Raw genomic sequence first — 13,144 nt, 5'->3', positions numbered from 1 at the left:
ACCACCATTTGAAACGATTTAAAAATGGCACAGAGCCCGCAGGTCGAAGCCTTCCGCAAGCTCCATGAGGCCGGTTGCTTCGTGATGCCCAACCCTTGGGACCTCGGCTCGGCCCGCTGGCTGCGCGGGCAGGGCTTCAAGGCGCTGGCGACGACCAGCGCGGGCTATGCCTTCACGCAGGGGCGCGCCGATCAGGACGTGCCGCGCGACATGATGCTGAGCCATATCGCCGAGATCGTGAAGGCGGTGCCTGATCTGCCGGTCAATGCCGATTTCGAGAACGGCTATGCCGATACGCCCGATGGCGTCGCGGCCAACGTCAAGCTCTGCATCGCGACCGGCGTTGCCGGCCTCTCGATCGAGGATGCGACCGGGCGCCAGGACGAGCCGCTCTATCCGTTCGAGCTCGCGGTCGAGCGGATCAAGGCGGCGCGCAAGGCCATCGACGAGACCGGCTCAGGCGTCGTGCTGACGGCGCGCGCCGAATGTTTCCTGACCGGCCATCCCGAGGCGCTGAAGGAATCGGTGCGACGGATCGAGGCCTATGCGGCAGCCGGTGCCGATGTGCTCTATGCCCCCGGCCCGAAGACCCCGGCTGATATCGGCGCCATCGTCACCGCGGCCGGCGGCAAGCCGGTGAACACGCTGATCTATGGCGATTTCGGCTTATCGGTTGCGGATATCGCGGCGACCGGCACACGGCGCATCTCGATCGGCGGCGCGCTGGCGCGGGCGGCCTGGTCCGCCTTCATCGACGCGACGCGGCTGATCGCGGAGGAAGGCAGCTTCAAGGGCTTCGCCGGCAACGGCGCCTCGGCGCCGCTGAACCCGTTCTTCACCAAAGACCTCGCGGAGCGCTCATGAGCGGCACGCTCCTGATCGCCCCGGCCTGGCTCGGGAATAGCGGCCTCTGGACTATCGACGCGAAAGGCCGGCGCAAGGCCATCGATGCCGAGGATGCCGGCTTGTCCGACGATCTCGCGGACCGGCTGGAAGCCTGGATGGACGCGTTCGACGCGATCTATGAAGAGGATGACGAGGCGCGCTCCCGCTTTCCCGACGCCGTCGAGCAACTGGCCTGGGAAGCGGAGGGTGCGGCCATCGTCGAAGCGATCCGCGACGAGCTGGGCGCCAGCTGGACCGTCACCGCCGATCTCAAGGGCTGGCAGGAGATGACAAAGCCATGATGCCGATGATCGCACCGCCCGCTCCGTCGACGCTTTCGGCAGGCTGGAAGGCGCCGCCGTTCCCGCCGGCCAAGGTTCTGGAAGGCCGGTATTGCCGGCTGGAGCCGCTCGATGTCGAGGAGCATATCGACGACATCTGGGCGTCCGATGTCGGACGCGACGATGTCTGGGACTGGCTGCCGGCCGCGCCGCCGAAGAGCAAGGACGAATACCGCGCGCTGCTCGATTCGATGGTGGCCAAGGCCGGCATCGTGCCGCTGGCCGTGATCGACAAGGCCGACGGCAAGGCCAAGGGCCATCTCTGGATCATGGAGATCCGGCCCGAGCATGGCGTGTTCGAGGTCGGCTGGATCACCTATTCGCCGGCGCTGCAGCGCACGCGCGCAGCGACCGAGGCGATCTATCTCGTCGGCGATTACGGCTTCTCGCTCGGTTATCGGCGCTACGAGTGGAAGTGTAACAACCGGAACGAGCCCTCCAAGCGTGCCGCGCTGCGCTTCGGCTTCCTGTACGAGGGCCTGTTCCGCCAGCACATGGTGGTGAAGGGCGCCAATCGCGATACCGCCTGGTTCTCGATCCTCGACGGCGAATGGCCGGTGCGGGCCCAGGCCTTCCGGCGCTGGCTGGCGCCGTCGAATTTCGACGCGCAAGGCCAGCAGAGGCTTTCGCTCGCCGCCTTCAATCAGACCGGCGGCCATGTCGGCGCGGTCGCGCTGCGCCGAGCCGGGCTTGCCGATATCCCTGCGATCCTCGCCCTCAAGAACGCCGCCTATACGCCGAACGAAAGCATCATCGGCGTGCCCTCGCTACCGCGCATCGCGGATTACACGCAGGTCGTAGCCGAGCATGAGGTCTGGCTGGCGGAAGGCGAGAGCGGTGAGCTGGAGGCCGCGCTGGTGCTCGATATCGAGCCCGAGGATTTCACCGTCTGGAGCGTGGCCGTCGCGCCGGAGGCTGGCGGACGCAAACTCGGAGCCGCGCTCATGGCCTTCGCCGACGAGCGGGCGCAGGCGCTCGGCTACGGTTCCGTGCATCTCTACACCCACGCCAAGCTGACCCAGCGCATCGGCTGGTACGAGCGGCTGGGCTTTTCCATCACGCATCATGAGGACATGGCCGACCGGCGGCTGACCCATATGCGCAAGACCTTCGCAAACGCCGGACAATAAGAGGAAACGGGCATGGCAGGACGTTTGAAGGGCAAGGTCGCGGTCGTCACCGCCGCGGGGCAGGGGATCGGCCGGGCCATCGCCGAGGCCTTCGTCGCCGAGGGCGCCACCGTCTGGGCGACCGACAAGGACGTTGCCCTGCTGGAGGGCATTCCGAAGGCGAAGAAGCGCAGGCTCGACGTGCTTTCGTCCAAGGCGGTCAATGCCTTCGCCGAGAAGGTCGGGCCCGTCGACATCCTCGTGAACGCCGCCGGCTTCGTGCATCACGGCACGGTGCTCGACACCGACGACAAGGCCTGGGACTTCTCCTTCGACCTCAACGTCAAGTCGATGCACCGCACGATCCAGGCCTTCCTGCCCGCCATGCTGGCGAAGGGTTCCGGCTCGATCGTCAATATCGCGTCCGGTGCCGGCTCGGTGCGCGGCATCCCGAACCGCTATGCCTATGGCGCGACCAAGGCGGCGGTGATCGGCCTGACCAAGGCTGTCGCGGCCGACTACATCAAGAAAGGCGTGCGCGCGAACGCGATCTGCCCGGGCACGATCCAGTCCCCCTCGCTCGACCAGCGCATCAAGGACCTCGCCCAGGCGACGAAGACGACGGAAGCCGCCGCCCGGCAGGCCTTCATCGACCGCCAGCCGATGGGCCGGCTCGGCACGGCCGAGGAGATCGCCTGGCTCGCGGTTTATCTCGCGGCGGACGAGTCCAGCTACACCACCGGCCAGATCCATCTGGCGGATGGCGGCTTCGCTCTCTGAGGCGAGCGTCGTTCGCCTTGGCCGTTGTCATCCCGGGTCGAGCCCGGGATGACGATGCGGCTCTCCTTTGAGATGAATGCGCTTCAAGGCGCTCAACCCGAACCTTCAGGACAGATCCGATGCATATTCTCGTTCTCGGCGGCGCCGGCATGGTCGGGCGCAAGTTCATCGAGCGGCTGGCGCGCGACGGCCATCTCGGCGGCAAGCCGGTAACCCGCGTGACGGCGCAGGACGTCGTGGTGGCCTCCCCGCCGCCGGCTGCGCCCTTCGATTTCGAGGCGGTGGTCTCCGATCTCTCGATCCACGGTGAATCCGAGAAGCTGATCGCGACGCGGCCCGAGCTGATCATCCATCTCGCGGCGGTGGTCTCGGGCGAGGCCGAGGCGGATTTCGACAAGGGCTACCGGATCAATCTCGACGGCACGCGCTATCTCTTCGAGGCGATCCGCCATGCGGAAGGCTACAAGCCGCGCGTGGTCTTCACCTCCTCGGTCGCGGTGTTCGGCGCGCCCTTCCACGACAAGATCGAGGACGAGTTCTTCACCACGCCGCTGACCAGCTACGGTACGCAGAAGGCGATCGGCGAATTGTTGCTCTGCGATTATTCGCGGCGCGGCTTCTTCGACGGCGTCGGCATCCGCCTGCCGACGATCTGCGTGCGGCCGGGCAAGCCGAACAAGGCCGCCTCGGGGTTCTTCTCCAACATCATCCGCGAGCCGCTGAACGGCGAGGAGGCGGTGCTGCCGGTCTCGGACCAGGTGCGCCACTGGCATGCCAGCCCGCGCTCGGCGGTGGGCTTCCTCATCCACGCCGCGACGATGGATACGGCCGCGATCGGCCCGCGCCGGGCGCTGACCATGCCGGGCTATTCCTGCACCGTCGCCGAGCAGATCGAGACCTTGCGCAAGGTCGCGGGCGAGAACGTGGTCAAGCGGATCCGTCGTGAAACCGATCCGGTGATCGACGGGATCGTGGCCGGCTGGCCGCGCAACTTCGATCCGCAGCGGGCGCTGGCGCTCGGCTTCAAGGCGGAGGCGAATTTCGAAGAGATCATCCGCGTGCATATCGAGGACGAATTGCACGGCACCTTCGTAAAGTGATCCCATAAGTAGGGGCGGCCGGTGAGGCCGCCCTTTTCGTTTGGGGCGTTCGGCGTCAGTCAGGCTTCGGGAGGGCTGGCACCGGCCGGCGCTGTCTGGATCACCGCCGGGCGAGCCTCGATGGTCTGCACCCGGTTCCGGCCGTCGCCCTTGGCCTGATAGAGATACTCGTCGGCGATGCGCAGCATGTCCTTGAACTGCTCGCGCACGAGATGAGCCTCGTGCACGCCGAAGCTCGCGGTGATGCGTCGCCCCCGGAGCGTCTCGATCCGGAGAGCCGCGATGGCCTCCCGCAAACGCTCCGCGATCTGCATCGCCTCCTTCAAGCCCGTCCCCGGCAGGAAGGCGCAAAACTCCTCGCCGCCGAGGCGCGCCACCAGATCATAGGGCCGCAGCACGCGCTTCATGGTCTCGGTGATGGCGACGAGGACCTCGTCGCCGGCATCATGGCCGAACATGTCGTTGATGCTCTTGAAGTGGTCGATATCGAGCGCGATGACCGAGAGCGGCTTCTGCTCGCGGCGCGAGCGCGCGATCTCGGAGCCGACCACCTCGGCCAGCCAGCGGCGATTGCCGAGCCCGGTGAGCGTGTCCGAGAAGGCTTGCCGCTTCAGGCGGTTCAGCTTCTCCTCCAACGTGTTGATGAGCGCACGGACCTCGTCGGTGAGGCGGCCGACATCGTCGTTGCGCTGCTTGATGAGGCGCGGGATGCGGCCCTCGACACGGTAGCTCTTGAGCCCGCGCGCGAGCTCGCTGACCGGCAGGAGCAGATGCCGCATCACGACGAAGGCGAAGGCGGTTCCGGCGATCGTCGCCAGCAGGATGATGGCCAGGATGGCCTGGGCGCTGATCGCCGCACCGGATGCGACATAGGCCGCGATGGAAATGATCGGGACGTGGGTTGCAACAAAGCAGCCGGCAAAGGCCTGGGCCAGCAAGGAAGAACCGAAAAATTCTCGAATCTGCGTCGTCTTGGCTTTCACAAGGCACACTCCGTTTCCCCCAGAGTGCGCCACGGCTAGCAGCCGGGGTTTTCAGCAAAGATGACCGGCTTCGCTCGCATTTTAACGAGCGCGGGCCTTCCCACAGCAAGAATGGGGTGGCGGTCAATGACCGCCACCCCTTCAAGGCGACTTCGCTTCCAGCTCGGAAACGCTCAGGCCGGGCAGGGCTCGGCCTGTTCCTGCTGGCGGCGCGGGGGCAGGCCGAGCGCCGGCTGGCCGCGCGCTGGCTCCTCGTCCACCTCGGCTTCGGCTTCGGGCGCATGCGCCCAGCCGCTGGCGCTCCAGCTCTTCAACGCCGCCCAGGTCGAGCGATCGAGCCGGAACTGCTCGCAGGGGAACAGTCCGCCCCGCGCCGGCAGCGACTTCAGGAACGAGCCCTCCGACCGGAAACCGGACTTCTCCAGCACCCGCCGCGAGGCCGGGTTGATGACGCGGGTATCCGCCTCGATCGCGGCCAGGTCGATCAGCGAGAACAGGCTGTCGATCAGGCCCTGCACCGCCTCGGTCGCGTAGCCCTTGCCCCAATGCGGGGTGCCGAGCCAGTAGCCGATGAAGGGCACGCCCGAGGCCTGCTTGTGCGCGCCGATCATGCCGATCAGCTCGTTGGGCTTCGAACGGGGCGTGATCGCCAGCACGAGATGCTCGCCCAGAGCGTTGCCCTTGCGGGCCCCGAAGATGAAGGGCTCGACCGCCTGGGTCGGGTAGGGATGGGGAATCGATGCCGTCATCTCCGCGACCGCCTTTTCACCGGCAAGGCGCAGGATGGCATTGGCATCGGCCATGCGGGGCCAACGCAGCCAGAGACGGCGGGTCTCGAGCCGGAAGACATCGTCGCGGGTCAGTTCGGGGAACATCTTGTCTCTCCGTCGGCGCAAACGAAAAAAGGGAGCTGGGACTTTGGTCCCATCTCCCCTTCGCTGACCTTCGGGAGACCCTATTCGGGCCTTATAACCCTTGATCCGTTCGGTTCGATGGAACCGGCGGATCGAGAGATTTCCCTATCCGCCTTTTACTCTGCGGCCTCTTGGGCCGGGACTACGTTCACGAAAGCTCGGCCGAGTTTCGTCGTGAATCGGACTCGGCCATTCGCCGTCGCAAAGAGGGTATGGTCTTTGCCCATGCCGACATTGGCGCCGGCATGCCACTTGGTGCCGCGCTGACGGATAATGATGTTGCCGGGAATGACGGCCTGATCGCCGAACTTCTTGACGCCGAGGCGCCTGCCTTCGGAGTCGCGACCGTTGCGGGACGAACCGCCTGCCTTTTTGTGAGCCATAACGCCCTACCTCAAAACTTGTCGTGTCTCTCTAACCCGAATCGGCGGCGAAAGCCACCCGTCTCGGATACGAAATGCCGGAACACCATTCTGTCAGGAGTGACAGACCGGGACGATCAGTCTCGGCAATGGTGATCCGGCGCGGATTGTCTGCGCCGGGAAGCCCGGTCTCAGGCCTCGGACGCCTCGTCCTTGGCCTTCTTGGCAGGGGCCTTCTTGGCCACGGCCTTCTTCGGCTTCTCAGCCTCCTCGCCGGCCTCGGCCTTGGCGGCCTTCGGCGCAGCCTTCGCCTTCGCGGCAACCGGAGCAGCGGCGGCATCGCCCTTCTTCATCTCCGGCTTCTTGCCGCCGGTGAGGATGTCGGTGATGCGGATGACGGTCAGCTCGGCGCGGAAGCCGCGCTTGCGCTTCGAGTTCTGGCGGCGACGCTTCTTGAAGGCGATGACCTTCTCGCCGCGGGCCTGCTCGACGATTTCACCGACGACGGTGATCTCGGAGAGGGCCTTGGCATCGAGCGTGGTCTTCTCGCCCTCGGTGAGCATCAGCACCGAGTCGAACGCGACGGTGTCGCCGGCGTTGCCCTCGATCTTGGCAGCGGTGATCTTGTCGTTGGCGGTGACGCGGAACTGCTTCCCGCCGGTCTTGATGACTGCGAACATTTTGTCCTCCATGTTCGGCCCCGTCCTGTCGCGGCTTCCGGATGGAGGCCCGTGGGACGGCTTTTTGGCAGTCGATTGCGTGGTCTGGCTTGCTCTTGCCGGCATGCGACGCAGCGCACATGCCAAAAGAGATCGGGCGCGAGTTTCCCCGCGCCGGACGGTGCTCGATAGTCGCAAGGTGGGGGCAGGTCAAGCGAAAGCGGCGGGGAAGAGTGGATTTCTCCTGCTCGGAAGGCTTGCTCCCCGGGCGCGCCTTGTGTAGTAACCGCCTCGCTTCGACCGAAGGCGACCGCGGACAGGTGGCAGAGTGGTTGAATGCACCGCACTCGAAATGCGGCATACCTGCAAGGGTATCGGGGGTTCAAATCCCTCCCTGTCCGCCACCCTCTCTCGCCCGGCGATCACCTTACCATTCAAGCGAAGCTTCGGCCTGCCTGTGCGGCTCAGCGCCGCTTCCGTTTGCCGGAGCCCGCGCAGGCGCCGGTTCCGCATGGATCTGGCGCAGTTTGGAGCTGACCAAGGAACACCCGTTCAGGCGCACGCGTTCGCATGAAAAGATGTGGAGCGTTCGATGAGACAACATCTCCTGGCTATTGCAGTTCTGGCTCTTCTGGCGGGCGGGGCGACAGCGCAATCCATTCATCCACCCACGAAGGAAGGCGCCGGCGCGATCCCCGATTCGGGGGGCATCAGGAGCGACGGCGTGCTGCAACCTCCCGGTGTGACCCGTCCGGAGGCTCAGGGCGGCGCAGATTCGCAGCAGAATCGCGACTATGGAAAGGATACGGTCCCCGAGGGGAAGGAGCTGAACGAGGGCGTGCCCGCCGGGCCGAAGCCATAGCCGGTCTGAGCGAAATGCTCTCGCTTTCCGCGCCATCCTGAAGCCGGCGATGGCAGTCCAGCGTTGCCCGTCACAGCGGCGGGCGGAAGCGAAGGGGTTGAATCAATCGGCAGGTCTGCGCCTTAATCGCCGCTTCCACAGCAAGGAGAAACCCAATGCGATTGGCGCTCGCCATCATCACCTTGGCTCTCACCGGCTGCAACGGCACGCCAGAGTCCAGTCACCCCGCCCGCGACTACACCGTCGGCACGGCGCAATGTTCGAAATTCGGCTGGGGCACGGGCCAGATGGCAGAATGCCTCGACCGCGCCGCGGAGCGGCAGTCGGCGACGGTTTCGCAGGACCGCACCGGGGAGGCCGGCTAGCGCCCCCGCGGGCGGCGGCCTGAATCGCGCTTGGATATGCGTTCTCGGATGGGGTTGCACGCGGCGGTCAGGCGCGGCAAAGATAGGGTCATGATCAGGATATCGATTGCCGCCAGCCTGGTTGCCGTTCTGGCCGCCGGCTGTGTCTCATCCCGGCCCCAGCCTGTCCAGCAGACTGCGGCTCCTTCCGCCAAGCGCATCGTCCGCGACGGCGGGCAGCTTGAACTGCCGGACGGGACGCGCGTCACGCCGGACTATACCGGCGGCTTCACCTTGCCGAACGGCGACTATGTGAAGCGCGAGCGCGGGGCGCTGGTCTTGCCGACGGGCGCACGCTGCCAGCCCGACGCGAGCGGCTATATCTGCCCCTGAGATCGAGGCGCCTAGTGACGGCGCCTGCCTCGTTGGCCATTCCGGCTGAAGTCGGTCCGTTCGGCCCCGGCGCCGTGGTCACGCAGCGTCGGATGTCTGCCGTCGCTTCGCCGCCGCGCCCGTATCCGTATCGCCGGATTCGTCGAGGACGTGATTGTGGCTGCGGAAAGCCCAGATTTCCTTGGCGGCTTCCCAGTGCTCGCGGTCGCGGCCCTCGGGCTGCCCGTCCTTGATCCAGAGTCCGTAGGCGATCTTCCGGATTTCGTGCTGGGTCTTGTCGTCCTGCTTCATGTCTCGCCTCCATGATCGCTCCCCGATAGGCATCGGAGAATCCTGGTTTCGGAGAGGGTGACGGCCTTGCCGTGCAGGGGAACAACCGCCGACCGGCCGGGCTGTTCCCGCGCGCGATGAAAGATCCAGCCCGGAGCGGGCGGGATGCTCAGGCCTTTGCGGTGGCCAGCTCCGCTTCGCCGGACGCTTCGGGTTTCGGCTGGAGGGGACGGCGGGCATAGCGCTGGGCCAGGACGGCGCAGGCGAAGAGCTGCGCCTGGTGGAACAGCATCAGCGGCAGCACGATCAGGCCGAGCGCCTGGCCGGGGAACAGGATGTTCGCCATCGGGATGCCGCTCGCCATGCTCTTCTTCGAGCCGCAGAAGACGATCGCGATCTCGTCCTCCTTCGAGAAGCCGAGCCGGCGGCTGAGGAAGGTCGTGATCGCCAGCACGGCTGCGAGCAGGACAATGTCCAGCGCGATGACGAGGCCGAGATCGGCGAGCGTGACCTGCGACCAGATGCCGGCGACCATGCCCTCGCTGAAGGCGGCATAGACGACGAGCAGGATCGAGCCGCGGTCGACCAGCGAGATCGGCGCCTTGTGGCGCTGCAGGAAGGGGCCGACCCAGCGGCGCAGCAATTGCCCGACGAGGAAGGGCAGCAGCAATTGCAGGGCGATGCTTTCGACGGCGCGGGTGCTGAAGCCGCCGCCCTTCGAATCGAGCAGCAGCACGACGAGCAGCGGCGTCAGCACAATGCCGAAGAGGTTCGAGACCGAGGCGCTGCACAGGGCCGCCGCGACATTGCCGCGCGCGATCGAGGTGAAGGCGATCGACGACTGCACGGTCGAGGGCAGGATGCAGACAAAGATCAGGCCGGCGATCAGTTCCGATGGCAGGACGCCGGCGAAGACGCGGGTCAGCACCAGGCCGAGCAGCGGGAACAGCACATAGGTGCTGGCGAAGACCAGCGATTGCAGGCGCCAGTGCAGCAGGCCTTCCCAGACTGCGGCCGGCGACAGCCTTGCGCCGTAAAGGAAGAACAGCAGGGCGACCGCGATCGAGACCGCGTCATCGGCGATCACCGCGCCGCTGCCATGAGCGGGGAAAACGGCCGCGATCGCGACCGTCGCCATTAGCGCGATGAGATAAGGGTCGATGCCGAAGCGGGCGAGAGTGCGGCGGAGCATCAGCGGTCCTTCCGATTGGAGGGTGCCTTCTAGCCCGTTCCACGCTCATTTTGATCCCGACTGGCGTCGATATCGGCTATTATGAATCATGATGACCATCAGCTCTGACCCGAAGCCTCTCGATCCCGTCCTGCTGCAGAGCTTCCTGAAGGTCTGCGAGACGCTGAGCTTCACCGAGGCCGCACGTCAGCTGGGCTTACGCCAGTCCTCTGTCAGCCAGCATGTCGCGCGGCTGGAGAAGCGTCTGGGCCGGCGCCTGCTGGAGCGCGACACCCATGGCGTGCGGCCGACGCCGGACGGCGACGCGATCCTGCCCTTCGCGCGGCAGGCGCTCGAGGCGGGACAGCGAATCGAGCGCCATCTCGCCGGCTCGACCCTGCGCGGGCGGCTGCGGCTCGGGGTCTCCGAGGATTTCGCCTATACGGCTCTGCCGGAGATCCTGGCCGCCTTCGCCATGCAGCATCATGCGGTCGACCTGGAACTGACGGTGGGGCTCAGCGGCCTGCTCTACGAACAGTATGACGCGGGCGAGCTCGACCTGATCTTTGCCAAGCGGCGCAAGGGCGACGAACGCGGCGAGGTTGCCTGGCAGGAGCGTCTCGTCTGGGCAGGCAGGCCGGGCGCAAGGCTGGCGGAGCAGCCGGTGGTGCCGCTCGTGCTCTATCCGCCGCCGAGCATCACGCGCGTCCATGCGATCGAGACGCTGGAGCGCGCGGGGCGGGCCTGGCGCGTCGCCTGCACCAGCGGCAGCCTTGCGGGCCTGCGTGCGGCGACGGTCGCGGGGCTCGGGATCACCGCGCATTCGGCCCGCCTGATCCCGCAAGGGATGGCCGAGGTGGAGCCGCGCGAGGCGCTGCCGCCGCTGGGGACGATCGAATTCGTCGTCATCGGCGGGCAGTCGCATCAGGCGGCGGCGCGGGCGCTTGCCGACAGCATTCTGTCGAGCGCCGGGCGGCTCATGCCGGAAGCGCCGCGTCGTAGCGGGCGCGGCTAGTCCCGCGCCAGGGCCGCGACCGGATCGAGCTTCGCGGCGTTGCGCGCCGGCAGGAAGCCGAAGGTCAGGCCGATCAGGGTCGAGCACGCGATGGCGACGGCGAAGGCCTCGCCCGAATAGATGAACCGCATCTGTGCGCCCGATGCCTCGAAGCCATAGCCGACGGCCAGCGCCAGCCCGATGCCGAGCGCGCCGCCGATGAAGCAGACCAGCGAGGCCTCGATCAGGAATTGCTGCATGATGTCGCTGCGGCGTGCGCCGACCGCCATGCGCAGGCCGATCTCGCCAGTGCGCTCGATCACCGAGACCAGCATGATGTTCATCACGCCGATGCCGCCGACCAGGAGCGAGATGACCGCGATCGAGGAGATCATCAGCGTCAGCGTCTGGGTCGTGGCGGTGATGGTGTTGCGGATCTCGTCCTGATTGAAGATGAAGAAGTCCTTGGCGCGGTGGCGATGCGTCAGCAGCTCCGTCACCGCCTCCTGTGCCGCAGCCATGGGCGTGTCGTCATCGACGCGCAGCGTGATCGAGCGCAGCGAGAGATCGCCGAGGAACCGGCCCTGCACCGAGGTGTAGGGCATGAAGACCTGCGGGTTCTGGCTGCCGCCGAAGCCGCCCTGCTGCTGGCGCATCACGCCGACGATGCGGCTGGGCACCGTGCCGATCAGGAAGACGGTGCCGATCGGGTTGGCGCTGCCGTTCGGAAAGAGCGCGCTGAGCGTGTTCTCGTCGATGACGACGTCCTGAGACAGCGTGCGGACATCATCGGCGGTGAAGAAGGAGCCGCGCGTCAGCACGCTGCCGCGCACGTCGAAATAGCGCTCGCTGACGCCGTTGACGAGCGCGGTCGCCTCGACATTGCCGAGCCGGATCGTGGCGCTGGTCGAGACCGTCGGCGTCACGCTCGCGGCATAGGGCTGGGCGGCGAGGACCTGCGCATCGAGCACGGTCAGCGTCTTGACCCGGCCGGAGCGCGTGTCGCCGAAGCCGGCGCCGGGGAATATCTCCAGCGTGTTGGTGCCGAGGCCGGAGATGTTCTGGAGGACGTTCTGCTTGGCGCCTTCGCCGAGCGCGACGACGCTGACCACGGCGGCGATGCCGATGACGATGCCGAGCATTGTCAGGGTCGTGCGCAGCTTGTGGGCCGCCATGGCGCGCACCGCCATGCCGAAGGCTTCCTTGAGCCGGCCGAAACCGGCGCGCAGCCGCCCGGCCGGAGCCGGCACGGGGGAGGGCGGCGGCACGGCTTCCGAGCGCGGCGCGGTGCGCCGGTCGTCGATGATCCGGCCGTCGCTGAGCTCGATGATGCGGTGGGCGCGCGCCGCGACGTTCATGTCGTGGGTGACTAGGATGACCGTATGGCCCTCGCGGTTGAGTTCCTCAATCAGCGCCAGCATCTCCTCGCCGCTCTTGCGGTCGAGCGCGCCGGTCGGCTCGTCGGCGAGGAGGACCCGGGCGCCGTTCATCAGGGCGCGCGCCACCGAGACGCGCTGCTGCTGGCCGCCGGAGAGTTCGGAGGGCCGATGGGTCGCGCGCGAAGCCAAGCCCAACCGTTCCAGCAGCATGGCGGCCCGGCTCTGGCGCGGGCCGGGCGGCACGCCGGCGTAGATCGCGGGGACCTCGACATTGGCGAGCGCCGTCAGTTCCGAGAGCAGGTGATAGCGCTGGAAGACGAAGCCGAAATACTCGCGCCGGAGCCTTGCCAGCTCATCCGGATCGAGATCGCGGGTCGGGCGGCCGTCGATCTCGTAGCTGCCACCGGTCGGGCGATCGAGGCAGCCGATGATGTTCATCAGCGTCGATTTTCCCGAGCCGGACTGGCCGACGATCGCGACCATCTCGCCGGCCTCGATCACGAGATCGGCGCCGTCGAGTGCTGCGACCGCAGCCTCGCCCTCGCCGAAATCGCGCCGGACGCCGGCGAGGCGGATGAGCGGCTTGCCCATCGCGGGC

Annotated in this window: 15 protein-coding genes, 1 tRNA gene and 1 pseudogene; 10 read left to right on the top strand and 7 right to left on the bottom strand. The window is 66.9% G+C overall.

The features are described from left to right. Window positions 1-24: 24 nt before the first annotated feature. The 6 genes and pseudogenes from ACFJGT_RS19125 (at window position 25) to denD (ending at window position 4,215) form a co-directional block, all read left to right on the top strand. Window positions 25-864, top strand: a complete 840-nt coding sequence (locus tag ACFJGT_RS19125) for an isocitrate lyase/phosphoenolpyruvate mutase family protein (RefSeq protein WP_377841053.1) — start codon at window positions 25-27, stop codon at window positions 862-864. After that, complete coding sequence (locus ACFJGT_RS19120; RefSeq protein WP_377841050.1) at window positions 861-1,187, top strand: hypothetical protein; 327 nt, start codon at window positions 861-863, stop codon at window positions 1,185-1,187. The genes ACFJGT_RS19125 and ACFJGT_RS19120 overlap by 4 nt, the downstream gene beginning before the upstream one ends. 5 nt (window positions 1,188-1,192) lie before the next feature. Then, window positions 1,193-1,879, top strand: a pseudogene (locus tag ACFJGT_RS19115) (GNAT family N-acetyltransferase); the annotation flags it as partial. Between the two features lie 105 nt (window positions 1,880-1,984). Beyond that, a complete protein-coding gene (locus ACFJGT_RS19110; RefSeq protein WP_377849018.1) occupies window positions 1,985-2,356 on the top strand; it encodes a GNAT family N-acetyltransferase in 372 nt (123 codons plus the stop codon). Window positions 2,357-2,368: 12 nt separating this feature from the next. After that, window positions 2,369-3,115, top strand: a complete 747-nt coding sequence (locus tag ACFJGT_RS19105) for an SDR family oxidoreductase (RefSeq protein ID WP_377841047.1) — start codon at window positions 2,369-2,371, stop codon at window positions 3,113-3,115. A 119-nt stretch (window positions 3,116-3,234) separates the two neighbouring features. Continuing rightward, a complete protein-coding gene (denD, locus tag ACFJGT_RS19100) occupies window positions 3,235-4,215 on the top strand; it encodes a D-erythronate dehydrogenase (protein WP_377841042.1) in 981 nt (326 codons plus the stop codon). 59 nt (window positions 4,216-4,274) lie between these two features. Here denD and ACFJGT_RS19095 read toward each other — a convergent pair whose 3' ends face one another. The 4 genes from ACFJGT_RS19095 to rplU all read right to left on the bottom strand — a co-directional run bounded on the left by ACFJGT_RS19095 (window position 4,275) and on the right by rplU (window position 7,154). Continuing rightward, complete coding sequence (locus tag ACFJGT_RS19095; RefSeq protein WP_377841038.1) at window positions 4,275-5,153, bottom strand: diguanylate cyclase; 879 nt, start codon at window positions 5,151-5,153, stop codon at window positions 4,275-4,277. A 218-nt stretch (window positions 5,154-5,371) separates the two neighbouring features. Then, entirely contained in the window at window positions 5,372-6,073 is a 702-nt protein-coding gene (locus ACFJGT_RS19090; RefSeq protein WP_377841034.1) for a GNAT family N-acetyltransferase, read from the bottom strand. A gap of 155 nt (window positions 6,074-6,228) precedes the next feature. Then, the gene (gene rpmA / locus ACFJGT_RS19085) at window positions 6,229-6,495 is read right to left on the bottom strand and encodes a 50S ribosomal protein L27 (protein ID WP_061970119.1); all 267 of its coding nucleotides are present in this window, start codon (window positions 6,493-6,495) and stop codon (window positions 6,229-6,231) included. Window positions 6,496-6,665: 170 nt separating this feature from the next. After that, window positions 6,666-7,154 (bottom strand): 50S ribosomal protein L21, encoded by a 489-nt coding sequence (gene rplU / locus ACFJGT_RS19080; protein WP_377841028.1) that lies wholly within the window; start codon window positions 7,152-7,154, stop codon window positions 6,666-6,668. Window positions 7,155-7,447: 293 nt separating this feature from the next. On the opposite strand from rplU, the gene ACFJGT_RS19075 reads away from it, so the two are divergent. From ACFJGT_RS19075 to ACFJGT_RS19065, 3 genes are all read left to right on the top strand, one after another. Continuing rightward, window positions 7,448-7,537: transfer RNA gene (locus tag ACFJGT_RS19075), tRNA-Ser, on the top strand. 613 nt (window positions 7,538-8,150) lie between these two features. Continuing rightward, complete coding sequence (locus ACFJGT_RS19070; RefSeq protein ID WP_377841025.1) at window positions 8,151-8,360, top strand: hypothetical protein; 210 nt, start codon at window positions 8,151-8,153, stop codon at window positions 8,358-8,360. Window positions 8,361-8,450: 90 nt separating this feature from the next. Next, window positions 8,451-8,732, top strand: coding sequence for a hypothetical protein (locus tag ACFJGT_RS19065; protein ID WP_377841023.1), 282 nt, complete (start codon window positions 8,451-8,453; stop codon window positions 8,730-8,732). A 78-nt stretch (window positions 8,733-8,810) separates the two neighbouring features. Here ACFJGT_RS19065 and ACFJGT_RS19060 read toward each other — a convergent pair whose 3' ends face one another. Together ACFJGT_RS19060 and ACFJGT_RS19055 are read right to left on the bottom strand one after the other, a co-directional pair. Beyond that, window positions 8,811-9,023 carry a DUF2934 domain-containing protein gene (locus ACFJGT_RS19060; RefSeq protein ID WP_377841020.1) on the bottom strand — a complete coding sequence of 71 codons (213 nt, stop codon included), beginning with the start codon at window positions 9,021-9,023 and terminating at the stop codon, window positions 8,811-8,813. A gap of 148 nt (window positions 9,024-9,171) precedes the next feature. Continuing rightward, entirely contained in the window at window positions 9,172-10,194 is a 1,023-nt protein-coding gene (locus ACFJGT_RS19055; RefSeq protein WP_377841015.1) for a bile acid:sodium symporter family protein, read from the bottom strand. Window positions 10,195-10,285: 91 nt separating this feature from the next. Here ACFJGT_RS19055 and ACFJGT_RS19050 point away from each other — a divergent pair, with 91 nt between their 5' ends. Then, entirely contained in the window at window positions 10,286-11,188 is a 903-nt protein-coding gene (locus ACFJGT_RS19050) for a LysR family transcriptional regulator (protein WP_377841010.1), read from the top strand. Here the strand turns inward: ACFJGT_RS19050 and ACFJGT_RS19045 are convergent. Continuing rightward, complete coding sequence (locus tag ACFJGT_RS19045) at window positions 11,185-13,137, bottom strand: MacB family efflux pump subunit (protein WP_377841004.1); 1,953 nt, start codon at window positions 13,135-13,137, stop codon at window positions 11,185-11,187. The genes ACFJGT_RS19050 and ACFJGT_RS19045 overlap by 4 nt on opposite strands. Between the last annotated feature and the right edge of the window lie 7 nt (window positions 13,138-13,144).

The sequence above is a fragment of the Allobosea sp. UC22_33 genome (assembly GCF_042700715.1).
Lineage (GTDB): Bacteria > Pseudomonadota > Alphaproteobacteria > Rhizobiales > Beijerinckiaceae > Allobosea.
This window is presented reverse-complemented; position numbering and strand designations above follow the sequence as displayed.

What these genes read in the sequence shown, in the direction of transcription:
- ACFJGT_RS19125 (WP_377841053.1), top strand. Translation starts at nt 25, where the DNA reads ATGGCACAGAGCCCGCAGGTCGAAGCCTTCCGCAAGCTCCATGAGGCC.
- ACFJGT_RS19120 (WP_377841050.1), top strand. Translation starts at nt 861, where the DNA reads ATGAGCGGCACGCTCCTGATCGCCCCGGCCTGGCTCGGGAATAGCGGC.
- ACFJGT_RS19105 (WP_377841047.1), top strand. Translation starts at nt 2,369, where the DNA reads ATGGCAGGACGTTTGAAGGGCAAGGTCGCGGTCGTCACCGCCGCGGGG.
- denD (WP_377841042.1), top strand. Translation starts at nt 3,235, where the DNA reads ATGCATATTCTCGTTCTCGGCGGCGCCGGCATGGTCGGGCGCAAGTTC.
- ACFJGT_RS19090 (WP_377841034.1), bottom strand. Translation starts at nt 6,073, where the DNA reads ATGTTCCCCGAACTGACCCGCGACGATGTCTTCCGGCTCGAGACCCGC.
- rpmA (WP_061970119.1), bottom strand. Translation starts at nt 6,495, where the DNA reads ATGGCTCACAAAAAGGCAGGCGGTTCGTCCCGCAACGGTCGCGACTCC.
- rplU (WP_377841028.1), bottom strand. Translation starts at nt 7,154, where the DNA reads ATGTTCGCAGTCATCAAGACCGGCGGGAAGCAGTTCCGCGTCACCGCC.
- ACFJGT_RS19070 (WP_377841025.1), top strand. Translation starts at nt 8,151, where the DNA reads ATGCGATTGGCGCTCGCCATCATCACCTTGGCTCTCACCGGCTGCAAC.
- ACFJGT_RS19065 (WP_377841023.1), top strand. Translation starts at nt 8,451, where the DNA reads ATGATCAGGATATCGATTGCCGCCAGCCTGGTTGCCGTTCTGGCCGCC.
- ACFJGT_RS19060 (WP_377841020.1), bottom strand. Translation starts at nt 9,023, where the DNA reads ATGAAGCAGGACGACAAGACCCAGCACGAAATCCGGAAGATCGCCTAC.
- ACFJGT_RS19055 (WP_377841015.1), bottom strand. Translation starts at nt 10,194, where the DNA reads ATGCTCCGCCGCACTCTCGCCCGCTTCGGCATCGACCCTTATCTCATC.
- ACFJGT_RS19050 (WP_377841010.1), top strand. Translation starts at nt 10,286, where the DNA reads ATGACCATCAGCTCTGACCCGAAGCCTCTCGATCCCGTCCTGCTGCAG.
- ACFJGT_RS19045 (WP_377841004.1), bottom strand. Translation starts at nt 13,137, where the DNA reads ATGGGCAAGCCGCTCATCCGCCTCGCCGGCGTCCGGCGCGATTTCGGC.